16 protein-coding genes and 1 tRNA gene are annotated in these 19,231 nt (G+C 51.5%); 9 read left to right on the top strand and 8 right to left on the bottom strand.

Features of this window, described 5'->3' with window-relative positions; genetic code table 11:
• Window positions 1-77: 77 nt before the first annotated feature.
• The 5 genes from NNO02_RS12845 to NNO02_RS12825 all read left to right on the top strand — a co-directional run bounded on the left by NNO02_RS12845 (window position 78) and on the right by NNO02_RS12825 (window position 4,163).
• A complete protein-coding gene (locus tag NNO02_RS12845) occupies window positions 78-1,340 on the top strand; it encodes a PTS ascorbate transporter subunit IIC (protein WP_271454955.1) in 1,263 nt (420 codons plus the stop codon).
• 22 nt (window positions 1,341-1,362) lie between these two features.
• Entirely contained in the window at window positions 1,363-2,040 is a 678-nt protein-coding gene (alsE, locus tag NNO02_RS12840; RefSeq protein WP_271454954.1) for a D-allulose 6-phosphate 3-epimerase, read from the top strand.
• A 135-nt stretch (window positions 2,041-2,175) separates the two neighbouring features.
• On the top strand, window positions 2,176-2,646 hold the full coding sequence (locus NNO02_RS12835; RefSeq protein ID WP_194210992.1) for a PTS sugar transporter subunit IIA: 471 nt from the start codon (window positions 2,176-2,178) through the stop codon (window positions 2,644-2,646).
• Window positions 2,647-2,701: 55 nt separating this feature from the next.
• Window positions 2,702-3,013 carry a PTS fructose transporter subunit IIB gene (locus tag NNO02_RS12830; protein ID WP_194210991.1) on the top strand — a complete coding sequence of 104 codons (312 nt, stop codon included), beginning with the start codon at window positions 2,702-2,704 and terminating at the stop codon, window positions 3,011-3,013.
• 43 nt (window positions 3,014-3,056) lie between these two features.
• Window positions 3,057-4,163 (top strand): PTS fructose transporter subunit IIC, encoded by a 1,107-nt coding sequence (locus tag NNO02_RS12825; protein ID WP_194210990.1) that lies wholly within the window; start codon window positions 3,057-3,059, stop codon window positions 4,161-4,163.
• A 308-nt stretch (window positions 4,164-4,471) separates the two neighbouring features.
• Here the strand turns inward: NNO02_RS12825 and NNO02_RS12820 are convergent.
• The 3 genes from NNO02_RS12820 to NNO02_RS12810 form a co-directional block, all read right to left on the bottom strand.
• Window positions 4,472-4,559, bottom strand: a tRNA-Ser gene (locus NNO02_RS12820).
• Between the two features lie 149 nt (window positions 4,560-4,708).
• Complete coding sequence (locus NNO02_RS12815; protein WP_271454953.1) at window positions 4,709-5,386, bottom strand: isochorismatase family protein; 678 nt, start codon at window positions 5,384-5,386, stop codon at window positions 4,709-4,711.
• A 16-nt stretch (window positions 5,387-5,402) separates the two neighbouring features.
• The gene (locus NNO02_RS12810; RefSeq protein WP_271454952.1) at window positions 5,403-6,263 is read right to left on the bottom strand and encodes a pirin family protein; all 861 of its coding nucleotides are present in this window, start codon (window positions 6,261-6,263) and stop codon (window positions 5,403-5,405) included.
• 108 nt (window positions 6,264-6,371) lie between these two features.
• On the opposite strand from NNO02_RS12810, the gene NNO02_RS12805 reads away from it, so the two are divergent.
• On the top strand, window positions 6,372-7,283 hold the full coding sequence (locus NNO02_RS12805) for a LysR family transcriptional regulator (RefSeq protein WP_271454951.1): 912 nt from the start codon (window positions 6,372-6,374) through the stop codon (window positions 7,281-7,283).
• A 78-nt stretch (window positions 7,284-7,361) separates the two neighbouring features.
• On the opposite strand, the gene infA is transcribed toward NNO02_RS12805, so the two are convergent.
• The 5 genes from infA to trxB all read right to left on the bottom strand — a co-directional run bounded on the left by infA (window position 7,362) and on the right by trxB (window position 13,187).
• A complete protein-coding gene (gene infA / locus NNO02_RS12800; RefSeq protein ID WP_002211347.1) occupies window positions 7,362-7,580 on the bottom strand; it encodes a translation initiation factor IF-1 in 219 nt (72 codons plus the stop codon).
• Between the two features lie 286 nt (window positions 7,581-7,866).
• Complete coding sequence (gene aat / locus NNO02_RS12785; RefSeq protein WP_271440637.1) at window positions 7,867-8,571, bottom strand: leucyl/phenylalanyl-tRNA--protein transferase; 705 nt, start codon at window positions 8,569-8,571, stop codon at window positions 7,867-7,869.
• Between the two features lie 44 nt (window positions 8,572-8,615).
• Entirely contained in the window at window positions 8,616-10,337 is a 1,722-nt protein-coding gene (cydC, locus tag NNO02_RS12780) for a heme ABC transporter ATP-binding protein/permease CydC (RefSeq protein ID WP_271450431.1), read from the bottom strand.
• The gene (gene cydD / locus NNO02_RS12775) at window positions 10,338-12,104 is read right to left on the bottom strand and encodes a heme ABC transporter permease/ATP-binding protein CydD (protein WP_271454950.1); all 1,767 of its coding nucleotides are present in this window, start codon (window positions 12,102-12,104) and stop codon (window positions 10,338-10,340) included.
• A gap of 114 nt (window positions 12,105-12,218) precedes the next feature.
• Complete coding sequence (trxB, locus tag NNO02_RS12770; protein ID WP_005123580.1) at window positions 12,219-13,187, bottom strand: thioredoxin-disulfide reductase; 969 nt, start codon at window positions 13,185-13,187, stop codon at window positions 12,219-12,221.
• Between the two features lie 616 nt (window positions 13,188-13,803).
• Between trxB and lrp the strand changes: the two genes are divergently transcribed.
• The 3 genes from lrp (at window position 13,804) to lolA (ending at window position 19,229) form a co-directional block, all read left to right on the top strand.
• The gene (gene lrp / locus NNO02_RS12765) at window positions 13,804-14,298 is read left to right on the top strand and encodes a leucine-responsive transcriptional regulator Lrp (RefSeq protein WP_002439523.1); all 495 of its coding nucleotides are present in this window, start codon (window positions 13,804-13,806) and stop codon (window positions 14,296-14,298) included.
• Between the two features lie 134 nt (window positions 14,299-14,432).
• The gene (gene ftsK / locus NNO02_RS12760) at window positions 14,433-18,506 is read left to right on the top strand and encodes a DNA translocase FtsK (protein ID WP_271454949.1); all 4,074 of its coding nucleotides are present in this window, start codon (window positions 14,433-14,435) and stop codon (window positions 18,504-18,506) included.
• 111 nt (window positions 18,507-18,617) lie between these two features.
• Window positions 18,618-19,229 (top strand): outer membrane lipoprotein chaperone LolA, encoded by a 612-nt coding sequence (gene lolA / locus NNO02_RS12755; protein WP_040233939.1) that lies wholly within the window; start codon window positions 18,618-18,620, stop codon window positions 19,227-19,229.
• Window positions 19,230-19,231 lie beyond the last annotated feature (2 nt).

Raw genomic sequence — 19,231 nt, 5'->3', positions numbered from 1 at the left:
ACTGGATAACAATAAAATTAAAGAAATTCTTTATGAGAATCTCTGACTGATTTTTTGCGGCCCTACGGAGTCATTCTATGCTGCAGTTTATTATTCATGATGTATTGGGTACACCAGCAATACTGGTCGGTCTATTTTCCATGATCGGTTTATTATTGCAGAAAAAAGCAGTCTCCGAGGTTATTTCCGGAACTCTTAAAACTATAATGGGTTTTGTGATACTAACATCCGGTGCGGCGATTGTTGCCACTACGTTAACAACGTTTAGCCAGTTGTTTGAGTACTCATTCCATATTCAGGGAGTTGTGCCAAATACTGACGCCATGGCGGCGTTGGCGCAGAAAAACTACGGTACCGCGACGGCAATGATCATGGTGCTGGGGATGTTGTTTAACATTGTTCTTGCCCGTATTACGCCGCTGAAATACATTTTTCTGACGGGGCACCACACACTGTATATGGCGGCGATGCTGGCTGTCATTCTCTCCGTCGGCGGCTTGTCACCATTTTGGGTGATACTGGTAGGGGCGGTGATCCTCGGCATCATGATGGTGGTCTCTCCGGCCATTCTGCAGCCGTTTACCCGCAAAATAACCGGTACTGATGATCTGGCACTAGGTCATTTTGGTTCAACCGGCTATCTGCTGTCGGCGCTGGTGGGGAAAGCGATCGGTAAAGGCAGCCCATCGATTGAAGAGCTGAAGGTGCCGAAATCGCTGAACTTCCTGCGAGACTCCTCGGTCGCCATCTCGCTGACGATGATGATCTTGTTTGTGATTCTTGTCCTGGTAGCAGGCAAAGAGTTTGTTGAGACCAGCATCAGTGGTGGTCAGAACTTTATCATCTTCGCCATTATCCAGTCGCTGACCTTTGCGGCAGGCGTGTGGATCATCCTTGCGGGTGTACGCATGATTATTGCCGAAATTGTTCCAGCCTTTAAAGGTATCGCCGACAAGCTGGTGAAAGACGCCAAACCTGCGCTCGACTGTCCAACTGTCTTTCCATTCGCCCCAAACGCGGTGATCGTCGGATTTCTTTCAAGCTTTGCCGCCGGTCTGGTGAGTATGTTCCTGTGCCCACTGTTTGGTTTGAGCGTCATTGTTCCGGGTTTGGTGCCGCACTTCTTCTGCGGCGCGACGGCGGGCGTCTACGGCAACATCTGCGGTGGTCGCCGAGGCGCGGTAGTGGGGGCTTTTGCTCACGGTCTGCTGATTTCGTTTTTGCCTGCAATCTTACTGCCTCTAATGGGCGACCTGGGCTTTGCATCCACCACCTTTGGCGATGCGGACTTCGGCGTTGTGGGCATCATCCTTGGGCATGTCGTGTCACTGTTTAACTAATTAATTCTTTTGGAGGTGAGGTATGGCAGCTAAATTTTCGCCCTCGTTAATGTGCATGGATTTAACGCAGTTCAGAGAACAAATTACGGCAATGAACGGTCGGGCTGATTTTTATCATGTCGATATTATGGATGGTAGCTATGTGAAGAACATTACGCTGTCACCGTTCTTTATCGAGAACCTGAAGAAAATTACTGATGTGCCGATTGATGTGCATCTGATGGTGAATCACCCGGAAGATATTATTCCAATGTGCATTGATGCAGGGGCCGATATTATCAGCTTCCATCCGGAGACGGCGAATAACAAAATCTTCCGTCTGTTGAACCAGATTAAAGATGCAGGTCGTCGCTGTGGCGTGGTGTTGAACCCTGCTACTCCGGCTGATGTTATTAAGGAGTACGCGCACCTACTGGATAAAGTGACTGTCATGTCGGTTGATCCAGGCTACGCAGGCCAGAAGTTTATCCCGGAATCGCTCAACAAAATCAAACAGCTGATTGCGATGCGTGAAGCGCATGGTTACCACTATCTGACCGAGATTGATGGCTCCTGCAACGAGAAAACCTTCAATGTCATTTCCCAGTCGGGCGTTGATGTCTTTATCGTGGGAACCTCAGGCCTGTTCTCCCTGGCGGATAATGTCAGTGATGCCTGGGATAAAATGGTCGATATCTACCAGCGCGAAGTCGCTGCCTAAAATTACAGCGCGCTCAACCGTATTAAGCCATTACTCAGGGTAAAGAGTCTATTTAACCGATCTGTCTCTTTGCTCTCGCTCTTGATTTATTCGGTTGAGGGCGCTGTAACCCTATTATATTAATGAAGGTGAGTTATGAATATTTCGGATGTGCTTAATGCAAAAAACATTAAGCTAAATATGATGGCTAAAACAAAAGAAGAAGCAATTGAAGAATTAACTGAATTATTAGTACTTGATGGGGTTGTCATCAGTAAAAATGATTTTCTAAAAGATGTCTGGCTACGCGAGGAACAAGGCTCCACTGGGTTCGAAAATCATATTGCGATCCCACATGGGAAATCCTCAGGAGTAGCCCGTACGGCATTGGCTATTGGACGAACCCAACATCACATACCCTGGGAAACAATGGATGGTAGTGATGTTCGTTGCATTATTTTATTTGCTGTTTGTCTGGTGGATCAAAATGCAACTCATATCCGATTACTATCACAAGTCTCTGGCTCATTAGCAGATGAAGAGATAATAGAAAAATTGCTGAAAGAAAATGATCCTCAGAAAATCATCGAACTTTTGATCCCTGAAGATGAAGGCATCAACGCTTAATTTAATCAACACCTCTGCCATAGCGTAGCAAATAATTAAATTCTGGAGAATAGTTATGAATATTGTTGGCGTTACAGCTTGTACTGTAGGTATTGCACATACATATATTGCACAAAAGAAAATTGAAATAGCTGCGAAAAAAGCAGGGCATAATGTCAAGATTGAAACACAAGGCACTATAGGTATCGAGAATGCCTTAACCGCTGATGAGATCGCACAAGCCGACATTGTCCTGTTAGCCGCCGACGTTAAGGTTTCTGGTGAAGAAAGGTTCGCGGGAAAGAAAGTAGTCAGAGTGCCAACTGAAATGGCAGTTAAATCTCCCAATAAGCTTATTGAAAAACTCAGTGAATTAGTAAATTCATAACTTTTACCTATGCGTATCCTATATAAATTAAAGGGCGTAATTTATGAATATAAAAGAATTATGGAAAGCAGCAAATCCTAAGGGGCATCTGCTGACTGCCATCTCATTTTTGATTCCCATTGTTTGTGGTGCTGGATTTATTATTGCAATTGGTATGGGGCTTGGAGGGACGGTTCAGGATACTTTAGTACCGGGTCAATTTGATCTGTGGCAGGCCTTCGCTACCATGGGGGCCAAGGCGCTCGGACTATTACCCGTTGTTATTGCTATCGGGATTTCCGGTTCTATCGCGGGTAAGCCCGGTATTGCCCCAGGTTTTGTTGTAGGTCTGGCCGCTAATGCCATTGGTGCGGGTTTCATTGGTGGCATGATCGGCGGCTACATTTCCGGGTATATTGCTCTTGCTATCATTAAAAATATGAAGGTGCCTGATTGGGCTCGGGGTTTAATGCCCACATTGATTGTGCCATTTTTTGCATCCGTTCTCAGTGCCCTGATTATGGTTTATATCATCGGTACGCCTATTGGTATTTTTACAGACGCTCTGACATCGTTCCTGAGAAGTATGGGAACTTCATCTAATTTACTATTAGGTGCTGTTATAGGGGCGTTGTGTATCGTTGACTTTGGCGGTCCAATCAATAAAACGTGTTTTGCATTTGTCTTAACACTCCAGGCGCAGGGTATAAATGAGCCAATTACAGCCCTGCAGTTAGTTAACACGGCAACACCTATCGGTTTTGGGCTTGCATTCTTTATTGCCAAACTTCTTCGCAAAAATATTTATAATAACGAAGAAATCGAAATGTTAAAATCGGCAGTTCCTATGGGGGTCGTGAATATTGTTGAAGGATCTATACCCATAGTTATGAATGATATCGTTCGTGGTATTGCTGCTGCAGCAATCGGCGGTGCTTGTGGTGGTGCAATCACTATGGTTTATGGCGCAGATGCAACAGTGCCTTTTGGTGGTGTTTTGATGATTCCTACAATGTCACATCCAATGGCCGGTATTATGGCATTGCTGGTTAATATATTTGTTACGGCTACTGTCTATGCCGTTATCAAAAAAGATGTTCCTCGTGATGTTGTAATAAGTAATGATCAAGAAGAGGAAGATATCGATTGGGATGATATTAAAATAAGCTAAGTACGCAATAAAAGCACTCCGAACATATCGGAAAGCATTCATCATACAGTGGGGGATTTACCCCCCCCACTGGTGCGCAACATGCGAAAAAAAAAGCCCGTACTTACGTAAGAGCTCTTTCTCGAATATGGCGGTGAGGGGGGGATTGACTCGCTTCGCTCGCCCTGCGGGCAGCCTGTTCGCTGCGCGCTCAGTCTGTCCAACTGGCTGCGCCAGTAGTCGAACCCGGTCCGGGCTTCTCATCCCCGCCAGGCTGTGAAATATGCGAAAAAAAAGCCCGTACTTGCGTACGAGCTCTTCTTAAAATATGGCGGTGAGGCGGGGATTCGAACCCCGGATACGTTGCCGTATACACACTTTCCAGGCGTGCTCCTTCAGCCACTCGGACACCTCACCATATTGTATTGCTGCCTGACCGCTTGGGGGGCAACGGGGCGCTACTATAGGGAGTTGCGCTAAAACGGTCAAGCAGAATTTACATGTTCATATTCGTTTGGTTACGCAATGTACATATTCCCCCACCCGGACGGGCGTGGGGGAGAGGATTAGCGCTGAGAGTCCAGTTTTTCACCGTTGGTGATGACTTCCTGAGCTTTGCTGTAGCTCTCAATCAGCAACTGATATGCCGGGAATACTTTTGTGTACACTTCTGCCCACTCTGCGGCATCTTCACGGTTCCATGTTCCCTGCAACTCAGAAGCAACTGCGGCGGTATCCATCGGTACTACACCTGCCTGAACAACACGTGCCAGGGTAATTTCCTGCGCCATTTTACTGTAGGTGCCGGAAGCATCGATAACTGCGAACACTTTGTAACCTTCAGCAACCGCACTAATGGCTGGGAAAGCCATGCAAACACTGGTGATAGTACCGGCGATAATCAGCGTCTTACGACCGGTCGCTTTCACGGCTTTAACAAAATCTTCGTTATCCCAGGCGTTGATTTCACCTTTACGCGCCACGTATTGGGCGTGCGGCGCATTGGCGTGGATCTCAGGGATCAACGGACCGTTCGGTCCCTGCGGTACTGATGCGGTGGTAATCACCGGCATCTTCGCCAGAGAGGCCATTTTAGCCAGTGCGGCAGCACGTGCACGCAGTTCAGGCATTGGCATATCACCTACGGTCTGGAAAAGTCCGCTTTGGTGATCGATAAGCAACATAACGGAATCATTTACATCGATGACCGGGCGTGAACCATTAAAGTTTGCAGGACTGGACATAGTATTCTCCTTTGATTCAGATTTGGCCAAAGCGGCCGGAGTTAAAATCGCGTACGGCTTCTGCGATTTCTTGTTTCGTGTTCATTACAAACGGACCGTAACCCACAATCGGTTCGTTTAACGGTTCGCCAGACAGCAGCAGCACGATGGCATCGCTGGTGGCTTCAATGTGCAGCGTTTTCCCTTGCTGGCTTAGCACCACCAGTTGCGCTTCGCTGGCTGGCGTGGTGCCGTTGACGGTGATATTGCCTTTCAATACCACCAGGGCGGTGCTCCATCCTTCCGGCTGGGACAACGTAAGCTGGTGATTACGTTGCAGGCGCATATCCCAGACGTTCAGTGGCGAGAAGGTATGTGCTGGCCCTTTTATATCCTCGTAGCTACCCGCAATAACGCGAACACTTCCTGCGTCATCAGGCAGAGCAACCGTGGGGATAACATCGCTGGTGATGCCCTGATAACCCGGCACGGCCATTTTGTCTTTTGCCGGCAGGTTGACCCATAGTTGCACCATTTCCAGCTCACCACCCTTCCGGGTAAATTCCGGAGAATGGAATTCTTCGTGTAATATGCCTGCACCTGCAGTCATCCACTGCACGTCGCCTGGGCCGATAATCCCCCCGCGGCCAGTTGAGTCACGATGTTCAACTTCACCGCTGTAAACGATGGTCACCGTTTCGAAACCACGGTGAGGGTGTTCGCCCACGCCACGTTTTTCATTACCTGGGGTGAAGGTATGTGGCCCGGCGTAATCCAGCAGCAGGAACGGACTTAACTGTTCAGCATGAGACTGGTAAGAGAACATCGAGCGAACCGGGAATCCATCGCCAACCCAGTGTGGGCGAGGTGCGGTGTAGACGCCTGTTACTTGTTTCATATGTATCTCCTCAGTGGCGTTATCTTGATGTGAATAAGCTTATATTCATGACAGAGAACTGAGTAGTAGCTAAAATAGCCTTCACCGTCTCATAAATAGGACAATAAGATGACTAAGCCGGATCTCAATGATTTCGCGTGGTTTGTTCACGTAGTTGAAGAGGGAGGATTCGCTGCGGCCGGTCGGGCGCTCGATGAACCGAAATCAAAACTGAGCCGCCGAATTGCACAACTGGAGGAGAGGCTGGGGGTGCGGTTGATTCAGCGAACCACCCGGCAGTTTAATGTTACTGAAGTTGGGCAAACGTTCTACGAACACTGTAAGGCTATGCTGGTGGAAGCGCAGGCAGCGCAGGATGCCATCGCGGCGTTGCAGGTAGAGCCGCGAGGTATTGTGAAGCTGACCTGTCCGGTCACTTTACTGCACGTGCATGTCGGCTCCATGCTCGCCCGTTTTATGGCACGTTATCCCGATGTATCCGTGCAGCTTGAGGCTACAAATCGTCGGGTTGACGTAGTAGGTGAAGGCCTTGATGTTGCGATTCGCGTCAGACCCCGTCCTTTTGAGGATAGCGATCTGGTTATGCGTGTACTTGCAGACAGGGGGCATCGCCTATATGCCAGCCCGCGATTGATCGAGCAGATGGGCACTTTACATGCGCCAGCGGAGCTGACCCGATGGCCGGGTCTGAGCCTGGCCACAGGTAAGCATGTGCATCGCTGGGAATTATTTGGCCCACAGGGCGCGCGTGCGGAGGTGCATTTCACACCGCGTATGATCACTACCGACATGCTGGCTTTACGCGAAGCGGCAGTGGCCGGTGTAGGGGTCGTTCAGCTCCCGCAATTGATGGTAAAAGAGCAAATAGCGGCGGGCGAGCTGGTGGCATTACTGGACGGTTGGGAACCAAAGCGAGAGATCATTCACGCGGTCTTTCCATCGCGCAGGGGGTTATTGCCGTCGGTTCGTGCATTGGTGGATTTCCTCACGGAAGAATATGCACGAATGAACGAGGATTAAATACGTAATATCAGCCAACAAAAAAGGCCGGTTAAACCGACCTTTTATTATCTGGACGCCATTCGGGCGTTAAAACAATCAGCGACTACGGAAGACAATGCGGCCTTTGCTCAGGTCGTACGGGGTTAGTTCAACAGTCACTTTGTCGCCCGTCAGGATGCGGATATAGTTTTTACGCATTTTACCGGAGATGTGTGCAGTAACCACGTGACCGTTTTCTAACTCTACGCGGAACATGGTATTAGGTAACGTATCGAGAACGGTACCCTGCATTTCAATATTGTCTTCTTTGGCCATCTAATCCTCTGGGGTATCACTACCGTAATTTGAACCGGCAAGATAATGCCGAAGTTCTTTTAATAAGTAAAGATTTGTGCGTTTAAAACGCAGCAAATCGGGTTTGGCGCATTACTCTAACCGCACACAACAAAGCCGCACTAAAAGCGCAACGTGTAAGGGAACGATGAGATAAACGATAGGCGTTGCCTGACGCGAACTGTTCCTTAACGGCGGCGGGGTAATGGGCTAAACCGACTCTGCGGCACCAATTATAACACCCCGACAAAAAATGTGCCGAAAACATTCACTCCTGAGGCGAAAATAACGTCCTGGGCACCCAGAAGTGGCTCGGTAGGCGCTGCTGGCGAAGCCTGCTTAAATGTTCAAGGTAGTCCCTGCGCGGAGTCTCAATGGCTCCCAGTGACGCGGTGTGGGTATTTAACACCTGGCAATCGATTAATTTTCCGCCCTGACGAATAAATTCAGCGCAAAAAACAAGCAGTGCGGTTTTGGATGCATTTTCCTGGCGACTGAACATCGACTCACCGCAGAAAAGGGTACCTTGCGCAACACCGTACATCCCGCCGACTAATTCATTTTGTCGCCATACTTCAATAGAGTGCGCGTGTCCAAGTTCATGCAACCGATGATAGGCATCCACGACATCATGCGTTATCCAGGTGCCTTCTTCCCGGTCGTTTGCACATCCTTCAATGACCTGACCAAACGCGTAATTAAGCGTCACGCGATACGGTGAGTGTTTATGAAAGCGCTTCATGCTGCGACTTATGTGAAATTTGTCAGGCCAAAGAATGGCGCGTGGGTCGGGCGACCACCAGAGAATAGGGTCGCCAGGGGAAAACCACGGGAAAATACCGCGTTGGTAGGCCATTAGCAGGCGGGCAGGGCTGAGATCGCCCCCCAGCGCTAATAAACCGTTAGGCTCGCGTAAAGCGCCTTCCGGTGAGGGGAAGGCGATAGAATGGCGGGACAGTTGTACCAGGCGCATGACAGCGAAACTCCACTACGCGAGTCGGATCGTTCAATAATAGCTTACAGACGTTGCTTAAACTGGTAATAACGCCCCTGCCTGGCTAACAGATCTGCGTGATTACCTTGCTCAATTATGTGTCCGTTGTCCATCACTATTATTTGATTAAATCGCGACAGTCCGCGCAGGCGATGTGTGACCATGAGTACGGTTTTATTGCGCATCACATCGTTAATCAATTCAAGCATTTGACTTTCCGTTGTCGCATCCAGACCTTCAGTAGGTTCATCCAGAAGCATCAGCGGCGCATCGTGCAGCAAGGCTCGCGCGATAGCCAAACGGCGTAGCTCTCCGCCTGAAAGCTGACGACCGCCTTCACCCAGCCAGGCATTGAGACCATCACCTTCAAGCAGTTTTTCCAGACCGACACGGCACAGCATCCCGGATAGCGCTTCATCGCTGGCGTGTGGCGCAGCCAGCAGCAGGTTATCGCGCAATGTCGCACTGAACAGATGCACTCGCTGTGGCACGACGCTGATGCATTGGCGTAAAGCGGCTTCGTTCAGCGTTGAAATCGGATGATCGTTAATCAGGATTTCGCCGCTTTGTGGATCCCATGCACGGGTTAATAATTGCAGTAACGTTGATTTCCCACAGCCTGTCCGACCCAGAATCGCAATGTGTTCACCAGGTTTAGCGAGCAAAGAAAGGGTGTCCAGCGCTTTTTGTGTTTGCCCAGGATAGCTGAAAGACACCTCACGCAATGTCAGAGTAATTTGTTCCGAAACGGTAGCTTCCGTATCCGGGAAGGTGACTTCCGGTTTCTGCTCTGTCAGCTCGGTAATACGTAGTGCTGAAGCAATCACCTGGCCGAGATGTTGAAATGCGCCGGTAACAGGGGCCAGCGCTTCGAAAGCGGCCAGCGCGCAGAATACAAACAACGCTATCAGTGCGCCGGGTTGTGTGTTTCCACCTACGCCACCTGAAGCCATCCATAACATCATCACTACAGCCAGAGCGCCAATCAGCAGCATGACAGCCTGAGACAAGGCCGTTAATTCGGACTGACGACGCTGCGCTTCGTGCCACTGTAATTCGGTGGTTTCCATTTGTGTGCGATAGCGATCGCTGGCACCAAAAATGGTCAGCTCAGCCTGACCCTGTAACCAGGAGGTCAACTGCTGACGATATTGCCCTCGCAGATGCGTCAGGTTCTGCCCGGTGCTTTTACCTGCCTGGTAAAACAACGGAGGCAAGATAAACAGAGTCAGCAGCATAATGCCGCCAAGGGTGATGGCGAGCGTGAGATCGAGAACGCTCAATCCTAGCGTGACCACCACAATAACGACAAACGCGCCAACCAGCGGGGAGAGCACGCGTAAATAGAGATGATCGAGCGTGTCGACATCCGCCACAACGCGGTTGAGCAGTTCGCCCTGGCCGTATCGGGCGAGCCCGGCAGGGGAGAGCGGCAGCAATTTGCTGAAGGTGTAAATACGCAAATGCTGCAATACACGAAACGTCGCATCGTGACTGACCAGTCGTTCGAAATAACGACCTGCGGTTCGGGTAATTGCCGCCCCGCGAACGCCAGCTGCCGGGAGCATGTAGTTAAAACTGTAGATCCCGGTGACACCGACAACGGCGGAAGCAGACAGGAACCAGCCTGAAAGCGTCAGCAAACCAATGCTTGCCAATAATGTGACGATCGCCAGAACGATCCCCAGTGTTAACATCCATTTATGACGTTTATACAGCGTCAGATAGGGTAGCAAAGCGCGCATTTAGATGTCCTCCTGACGGTGAGCCAGTAATGTCGCAAAAGCCCCGTTGGCTGCGCTAAGTTGCGCATAGGTACCTTGTTCGACAATCTGACCGTCTTGCATGACCCAGATGGCGTCCCAGTCGGCAAGATCTTCCAACTGGTGCGTAACCATCAGTGTGCTCTGGCGGCGCGATGCCGCATTCAACGCCTGCATCACGCGTTGTTCGCTGTGTGCATCCAGACTGGCTGCGGGTTCGTCGAGCAGCAGTAACTGACACGGGTTGAGTAAGGCGCGGGCAACGGCAACGCGCTGTGCTTGTCCGACAGAAAGTCGACCTGCCTGGTCGCCTACAGGGGTATCCACACCCTGAGGAAGCAGCGGTAAAAACTCACTGACCCAGGCGCTATCGAGCGCGGCCTGTAGCTGTTCTTCGCTGGCATCAGGGCATGCCAGCAGCACATTTTCGCGCAATGTAGCAGCCGGAAGCTGCGGGTTTTGCCCAACCCATGAGAGTTGTTTACGCCAGGCGTCAGGCGACAAGTCACGAAGTTCAAAGCCATTAATACGCAATGAGCCCTGATACGAGAGAAAACCGGACAGGACATTCAGCAACGAGCTCTTACCGGACCCACTACGCCCAACCAGCACCGCGCGCTGGCCTGCAGGTAGGGAGAAGTTAAGCGGGCCAGCCAGAATTTTGCCTTCGGGTGAGGTGATGATCAGATCTTCGGCTTCAATTGCAACCGCGTCTTTGGTCGCCAGCTCAATATCGCCACGCTCAGGATGCGCGAGCGGGGTTTCCATGAACGTTTTCAGACTGTCGGCAGCGCCTACCGCTTGCGCCTTGGCATGGTAAAACGTCCCCAGGTCGCGCAGCGGCTGGAAAAATTCCGGTGCCAGAATCAGCGCCAGGAAACCTGCCGCCAGCGTGACGCCGGTTCCGTAGTGGCCGAAATCAAGCTCGCCAAGATAAGAAAAACCGAAGTACACGGCTACCAGGGCAATGGAGAGCGAAGTGAAAAACTCCAGCACGCCCGAAGAGAGGAATGCCAGGCGAAGCACTTCCATCGTGCGCTGACGGAAATCCTGCGATGCAGCCCGGATGCTTTCCGTCTCCGCTTCGCCGCGACCAAAAATTCTCAGTGTTTCCATGCCGCGCAAGCGATCGAGGAAGTGACCGCTGAGTCGGGCAAGTGCCTGAAAGTTACGCCGGTTGGCATCGGCAGCGCCCATACCGACCATCGCCATAAACAGAGGGATCAGTGGTGCGGTTCCCAACAGGATAAGGGCTGCAACCCAGTTTGACGGGAAAACGGCAGCCACAATCAATAACGGGACGCAAACCGCAAGCGCCATTTGCGGCAAATAACGCGCATAGTAGTCATGCATATCGTCAATCTGTTCCAGAATCAGCGTGGCCCAGCTTCCGGCAGGCTTCCCCTGTATCCATGCTGGCCCCGCTTGTTGCAGACGGTCCAGAACCTGGCGACGAATCTCAAAACGAATATGTTGGCCCGCGTGAAACCCTATTCGCTCACGTAACCAGACAACCCACGCCCGCAGGATAAAAATCAAGACCAGCACGACGAAAGGGAACAGCAGCGCTTCACGGGGAATATTTTCCATGATCATGTGCTGCAGAATCCGAGCCATGAGCCAGGCCTGAGCGACAATTAACAGGCCACTCACGAACCCCAACAGGCGTGAAATATTCAGCCAGCGTTGAGAAATGACACTTTGCTGTTTTAACCAGCGGGTAAGCTCTTTTTGACGGGTTTTATTCATTGCACGCTTAGCAGGTGAGTTATTGGAATTTTTGGGCAGGACAATGTTACAACGGGGCAAAAATAAAGGCGACTTATAGTCGCCTTTTTTACTTTTGTTACTGATTTGTAAAAACTATTTGCAGGCGTCCGCCAGACCGTCGAGATAACGTTCAGCGTCCAGGGCGGCCATACAACCTGTGCCAGCTGAGGTAATCGCCTGACGATAAATATGGTCCATCACGTCACCGGCAGCGAACACACCAGGAATGCTGGTTTGTGTCGCATTGCCGTGAATACCGGACTGAACTTTGATATAGCCGTTTTCCAGTTCAAGTTGACCATCGAAAATAGCCGTGTTCGGGCTGTGGCCGATGGCGACAAACAATCCGGCGACGTCGAGAGATTCAACGTTGTCAGTATTTTGCGTATCGCGCAGACGCAATCCGGTTACACCCATTTGATCGCCAGTCACCTCTTCCAGTGTGCGATGCGTGTGCAGCACGATGTTGCCGTTTTCAACTTTATCCATCAAACGTTTGATGAGGATTTTCTCGGCACGGAAACTGTCGCGGCGATGAATCAAGTGAACTTCGGAGGCGATATTCGCCAGGTATAACGCTTCTTCCACCGCGGTGTTGCCGCCGCCGATCACCGCAACTTTTTGGTTACGATAGAAGAAACCGTCGCAGGTTGCGCAGGCGGAGACACCGCGGCCTTTAAAGGCTTCTTCTGAAGGTAAGCCCAGATAGCGTGCTGAAGCGCCAGTGGCGATGATCAGTGCGTCACAGGTGTATTCGCCGCTGTCTCCGGTGAGACGGAAAGGACGGTTTTGCAGATCAACCTTACTGATGTGATCGAAGATGATCTCCGTTTCAAATTTCGTTGCGTGCTCGTGCATGCGCTCCATCAGCAGTGGGCCAGTGAGATCGTTTGGATCGCCAGGCCAGTTCTCCACTTCTGTTGTGGTGGTCAGTTGACCGCCTTTTTCCATACCGGTAATCAGCACCGGCTGCAGGTTTGCGCGCGCAGCGTAGACGGCGGCGGTATAGCCCGCAGGGCCTGAACCCAGAATAAGAAGTTTACTGTGTTTGGTCGTGCCCATGAGATCCCCATAGTTGTTGGTAGGCAATGGGCAGGATTGTAGGGAATTTGCAGACGTAAAAAAAGAGTATGGCGATTTTGTTAACAATATGTGTAATAGCGGAAACCGATGACGGGCAAAATTGAGGGCCGTACACTTCTCTAACTCATTCGAGTTGGGGACGCGTGAAGCCAACGCATAGACAACGTGAAGTATGGCGGGGGTATAATGATTTCTACTTAAAATTGGTCAGTTATAAGGTGATAAAATGACGATTTTCCATCACTCCCAATGAATAACTGGCATGTTGTACTAAAAATCGATGTTTTGCTTTGACAATCACCTGCTGTTTTGCGAAAACATTCAAGGAAGAAAAAAACTGTGTCATGTATATGCTGCATAATCATGCATGTAGATACCATGTTTACCGGGTTAGTGAAATCTACGCATGGTGTGGACAGATGCCATTCGTGATGTCGATAGCCGCCGACAGGCAACGGTCTTCTCACCATAAACCCAGGCATTGCGCACCGTAAATCCCTCTGGGTTGCGGTTTATTGTGATGGGTAGCGACTCTGAACAGTGATGTTAGTAGAGTCAGGCAGGAGTAGGGAAGGAATACAGAGAGACAATAATAATGGTAGATAGTAAGAAGCGCCCTGGCAAAGATCTCGACCGTATCGATCGTAACATTCTTAATGAGCTGCAAAAGGATGGGCGTATTTCTAACGTCGAGCTTTCAAAACGAGTGGGACTTTCTCCAACGCCCTGCCTTGAGCGTGTGCGTCGGTTGGAAAGACAGGGTTTTATTCAGGGCTATACAGCGCTGTTGAACCCGCATTATCTGGATGCATCACTTCTGGTTTTTGTTGAGATTACTCTGAATCGTGGCGCCCCGGATGTGTTTGAGCAATTTAACTCTGCAGTACAAAAACTTGAAGAAATTCAAGAGTGTCATTTGGTTTCCGGTGATTTCGACTATCTGCTGAAAACACGCGTACCGGATATGTCGGCATACCGTAAGCTGCTGGGGGAAACCCTGCTGCGTCTGCCTGGCGTGAATGACACACGTACTTACGTGGTAATGGAAGAAGTCAAACAGAGCAATCGTCTGGTAATTAAGACGCGCTAACACGGAACAGGTGCAAAATCGACGCAGTTTGATTACACTCCTGTTAATCCATACAGCAACAGTGCCGGGGTAACCCGGTGCTGTTGTCCGTTTTAGCATCGGGCAGGAAAAGCCTGAAACCTGGAGAGCCGTTTTTGAGCCAGGAATACACTGAAGACAAAGACGTCACATTGACGAAGTTAAGCAGCGGGCGCCGACTTCTGGAAGCGTTGCTGATTCTTATTGCCCTTTTTGCCGTCTGGTTGATGGCTGCCTTACTCAGCTTTAACCCTTCGGACCCCAGTTGGTCGCAAACCGCATGGCACGAGCCTATCCATAATCTGGGCGGAATACCCGGAGCATGGCTGGCGGATACGCTGTTCTTTATTTTTGGTGTCATGGCTTACACTATCCCCGTGATAATCGTCGGTGGTTGCTGGTTTGCCTGGCGACATCAGGCCAGCGACGAATACGTCGATTACTTCGCCGTATCGCTGCGTATTATTGGCGTTCTGGCGCTGATCCTCACCTCTTGCGGGCTTGCCGCAATCAATGCCGATGACATCTGGTATTTTGCCTCTGGCGGCGTTATTGGCAGCCTGCTCAGTACCACGCTGCAACCCTTGTTGCACAGCAGTGGTGGTACGCTTGCGCTGTTATGTATCTGGGCCGCGGGTTTAACGCTGTTTACTGGCTGGTCATGGGTGAGCATTGCCGAGAAACTGGGCGGCTGGTTACTGAATATCCTGACATTTGCCAGCAATCGTACTCGTCGCGATGATACCTGGGTTGATGACGAAGAATATGACGATGATGAAGAGTCTGTCGACGCCGTTGATGGCACCCCACATGAATCCCGACGGGCACGTATTCTGCGCGGAGCGTTAGCGCGCCGTAAACGGCTGGCAGAGAAGTTTACCAATCCACTTGGGCGTCACACTGATGCCGCGCTGTTCTCCGGCAAGCGCATGGATGATGAGGATGAAATTGAATACAGCGCGCGTGGCGTTGTAGCCGATCCTAACGATGTCTTGTTCTCTGGCAACCGTGCCACATTGCCTGAATACGATGAATTCGACCCGCTATTAAACGGCCATTCAGTGACTGAGCCGGTCACCGCGGCAGCGGCCACTGCGGCAACTCAGGCCTGGAGTGCGCCAGTCGACCCGCTGTTGCAACCTGCGCCAGTACCGGGAGCCGTTTTAGAACAACCCGTTCCTGCTGTGGCATGGCAATCTGCACCGGCTCCGCAAACCGGTGAAGCGGTTATCGCGCCAGCACCGGAAGGTTACCCACAGCCCGTTCAGTACGCACAGCCTCCGGTTCAGCCTTATGAACCCTGGCAGCAACCCGCACCGGTTGAACCGCAGATGCCATATTCTGTACCGCCAGTTGCCGAAGCTGGCTATGAACAGCCGACGATGCCGCAACCGGCAATGCCGTGGCAAGCACCTGAGCCGGTGGTGGAACACGCCTGGCAACCAGAACCGGTTTACCAGCAGAGTGCGCCGCTTGAACCGCAGCTTGTCTATCAGCAAGACACCGTGCAGCAACAACCCGTGGTTCATCAGCAGCCCGTGGTGGAACAGCCGCCGGTTGCCGAGCCTGAACCTGTCGTTGAAGAGGTGAAACCAGCACGTCCACCGCTCTACTATTTTGAAGAAGTGGAAGAAAAACGTGCGCGTGAGCGTGAGCAGCTAGCTGCCTGGTATCAGCCGATTCCAGAACCTGTACAAGAGCCTGAGCGGGTGAAACCCGTTGCACCGTCTATGCCTGCTGCATCCATACCTCCCGTTGAGTCTGTGGCTGCCGCAGCGCCGTTGGCTGCAGGGGCGAAAAACGCTGCATTGGGTGCCGGTGCAGCCGTTGCCGCACCGGTATTTAGTCTTGCTGGGAGTGGTGCGCCGCGTCCGCAGGTGAAAGAGGGAATTGGCCCGCAACTGCCACGTCCTAATCGTGTGCGTGTCCCGACACGCCGGGAGTTGGCTTCATATGGCATTAAGTTGCCTTCACAACGTATGGCTGAAGAGAAAGCGCGCGAAGAGCAGCTTGATACGGATGCGCAATACAGTGACGATGAAATTGATGCCATGCAGCAGGATGAACTGGCGCGTCAATTTGCTCAGTCGCAGCAGCATCGCTATGGCGAAGAGTATCAGGATGACACAGCGCATGCTGATGACGAAGATTCAGCAGCAGAAGCTGAACTGGCGCGTCAGTTCGCATCTTCCCAACAGCAACGTTATTCCGGCGCGCAGCCTGCCGGGGCGAATCCATTCTCGCTTGATGATTTTGAATTCTCACCAATGAAAGCGTTAGTGGATGAAGGTCCGCATGAGCCGCTGTTTACGCCCAGCGTGATGCCGGAACCTGCGCCACAGTATCAACAGCCTGTCGCACCGCAGCAGCATTATCAGCAGCCGCCACAGCCTGTTGCACCGCAGCAGCATTACCAGCAGCCGCCACAGCCTGTCGCACCGCAGCAGCATTATCAGCAGCCGCCACAGCCTGTTGCACCGCAGCAGCATTATCAGCAGCCGCCACAGCCTGCCGCACCGCAGCAGCATTATCAGCAGCCATCGCAGCCTGTCACACCACCGCCGCAGCATTATCAGCAGCCGCCACAGCCTGCCGCTCCGCAGCAGCACTATCAGCAGCCATCGCAGCCTGTCACACCACCGCCGCAGGAAAGCCTGATCCATCCGTTATTGATGCGTAATGGCGACAGCCGCCCTGTACAGCGTCCGACGACGCTGCTGCCATCGCTGGATTTGCTCACCCCACCACCGGCGGAAGTTGAGCCAATAGATACATTCGCGCTGGAGCAAATGGCGCGTCTGGTGGAAGCGCGTCTGGCCGATTTCCGTATTAAAGCCGATGTGGTGAACTACTCGCCCGGACCGGTCATTACCCGTTTTGAGTTAAATCTGGCACCGGGTGTTAAAGCTGCGCGTATTTCTAACCTCTCCCGAGATCTGGCGCGCTCGCTATCCACTGCGGCAGTTCGTGTAGTGGAGGTTATTCCAGGTAAACCGTATGTAGGACTGGAATTACCGAACAAAAAACGCCAGACCGTCTATCTGCGTGAAGTACTGGATAACGCGAAATTCCGTGATAATCCGTCACCGCTTACTGTCGTTCTCGGCAAGGACATTGCTGGTGAACCAGTGACTGCCGATTTGGCGAAGATGCCGCATCTGTTGGTGGCAGGTACTACGGGGTCAGGTAAATCTGTTGGGGTCAACGCCATGATCCTCAGCATGCTCTACAAGGCGCAGCCGGAAGATGTTCGCTTTATCATGATCGACCCGAAAATGCTCGAGCTGTCGGTTTATGAAGGTATCCCGCATCTGTTGACTGAAGTTGTTACGGATATGAAAGACGCAGCCAATGCCTTGCGCTGGAGCGTTAATGAAATGGAACGCCGCTATAAGCTGATGTCAGCGCTGGGTGTGCGTAACCTTGCGGGCTACAACGAGAAGATTGCGGAAGCAGATCGTATGGGACGTCCAATCCCGGACCCGTACTGGAAACCAGGCGATAGCATGGATGTCACTCATCCGGTACTGAAAAAAGAGCCGTATATTGTGGTTCTGGTCGATGAATTTGCTGATCTGATGATGACTGTCGGTAAAAAAGTGGAAGAACTGATCGCCCGTCTGGCGCAAAAAGCGCGTGCGGCAGGTATCCACCTGGTGCTGGCAACCCAGCGTCCGTCAGTTGACGTTATCACTGGGCTTATCAAAGCAAATATCCCGACGCGTATAGCGTTTACTGTCTCGAGCAAAATTGACTCTCGTACCATTCTTGATCAGGGTGGCGCTGAATCCCTGTTGGGCATGGGCGATATGCTCTATTCTGCACCAAACTCAACGATTCCGGTGCGTGTACATGGTGCCTTTGTGCGCGATGAAGAGGTTCACGCGGTCGTCCAGGACTGGAAAGCGCGTGGCCGTCCACAGTACGTGGAAGGCATCACCTCGGACACCGAAAGTGAAGGTGGCGGCGGTGGTTTTGACGGTGGGGAAGAACTGGATCCGTTGTTCGATCAGGCGGTGAATTTTGTTACCCAGAAACGCAAAGCTTCCATCTCCGGCGTCCAGCGCCAGTTCCGCATTGGTTATAACCGTGCGGCGCGCATCATCGAACAGATGGAAGCGCAGGGAATTGTCAGCGAGCAGGGACATAATGGCAATCGTGAAGTGTTGGCCCCACCGCCCTTTGATTGATTGCAAAGTTAAGTAATTCAGTATTTTCTACTTTCCTCATGCTGATTTTTGGCCTGAAATGGATAGCAGAAGGAGCTCCCCGTTGGGAGTGACGTATTTTGAGGAATAACGATGAAAAGAATCGCAATCACCTGTGCATTATTGTCGAGCTTTGTGGTGAGCAGCGTTTGGGCTGACGCCGCCAGCGACCTGAAAAGCCGTCTGGATAAAGTCAGCAGCTTCCACGCCAGTTTTACCCAGAAGGTAACGGATGGTAGCGGCGCAGCGGTGCAGGAAGGCCAGGGTGATTTATGGGTTAAACGTCCGAATCTGTTTAACTGGCATATGACACAGCCTGATGAAAGCATTCTGGTCTCTGATGGTAAAACACTGTGGTTCTTCAACCCGTTTGTTGAGCAGGCGACGGCGACCTGGCTGAAAGATGCCACGGGTAACACGCCGTTTATGCTGATTGCGCGGAACCAGTCCAGCGACTGGCAGCAGTACAATATTAAGCAAAACGGCGATGATTTTGTGCTGACGCCCAAAACCAGCAGCGGCAACCTGAAGCAGTTCACCATCAATGTTGGCCGCGACGGAACAATTCATCAGTTTAGCGCTGTTGAACAGGACGATCAGCGTAGTAGCTACCAGTTGAAATCGCAGCAGAATGGCGCGATCGAACCATCAAAATTCACCTTTACCCCGCCACAAGGCGTAACGGTAGACGATCAACGTAAGTAGAG

It is taken from the genome of Citrobacter sp. Awk 2 (assembly GCF_028069815.1).
GTDB lineage: Bacteria > Pseudomonadota > Gammaproteobacteria > Enterobacterales > Enterobacteriaceae > Citrobacter.
This window is presented reverse-complemented; position numbering and strand designations above follow the sequence as displayed.

Bases quoted from the DNA above. Each gene is read 5' to 3' on its own strand.
- NNO02_RS12845 (WP_271454955.1), top strand. From the start codon at position 78: ATGCTGCAGTTTATTATTCATGATGTATTGGGTACACCAGCAATACTG.
- alsE (WP_271454954.1), top strand. From the start codon at position 1,363: ATGGCAGCTAAATTTTCGCCCTCGTTAATGTGCATGGATTTAACGCAG.
- NNO02_RS12835 (WP_194210992.1), top strand. From the start codon at position 2,176: ATGAATATTTCGGATGTGCTTAATGCAAAAAACATTAAGCTAAATATG.
- NNO02_RS12830 (WP_194210991.1), top strand. From the start codon at position 2,702: ATGAATATTGTTGGCGTTACAGCTTGTACTGTAGGTATTGCACATACA.
- NNO02_RS12825 (WP_194210990.1), top strand. From the start codon at position 3,057: ATGAATATAAAAGAATTATGGAAAGCAGCAAATCCTAAGGGGCATCTG.
- NNO02_RS12815 (WP_271454953.1), bottom strand. From the start codon at position 5,386: ATGTCCAGTCCTGCAAACTTTAATGGTTCACGCCCGGTCATCGATGTA.
- NNO02_RS12810 (WP_271454952.1), bottom strand. From the start codon at position 6,263: ATGAAACAAGTAACAGGCGTCTACACCGCACCTCGCCCACACTGGGTT.
- NNO02_RS12805 (WP_271454951.1), top strand. From the start codon at position 6,372: ATGACTAAGCCGGATCTCAATGATTTCGCGTGGTTTGTTCACGTAGTT.
- infA (WP_002211347.1), bottom strand. From the start codon at position 7,580: ATGGCCAAAGAAGACAATATTGAAATGCAGGGTACCGTTCTCGATACG.
- aat (WP_271440637.1), bottom strand. From the start codon at position 8,571: ATGCGCCTGGTACAACTGTCCCGCCATTCTATCGCCTTCCCCTCACCG.
- cydC (WP_271450431.1), bottom strand. From the start codon at position 10,337: ATGCGCGCTTTGCTACCCTATCTGACGCTGTATAAACGTCATAAATGG.
- cydD (WP_271454950.1), bottom strand. From the start codon at position 12,104: ATGAATAAAACCCGTCAAAAAGAGCTTACCCGCTGGTTAAAACAGCAA.
- trxB (WP_005123580.1), bottom strand. From the start codon at position 13,187: ATGGGCACGACCAAACACAGTAAACTTCTTATTCTGGGTTCAGGCCCT.
- lrp (WP_002439523.1), top strand. From the start codon at position 13,804: ATGGTAGATAGTAAGAAGCGCCCTGGCAAAGATCTCGACCGTATCGAT.
- lolA (WP_040233939.1), top strand. From the start codon at position 18,618: ATGAAAAGAATCGCAATCACCTGTGCATTATTGTCGAGCTTTGTGGTG.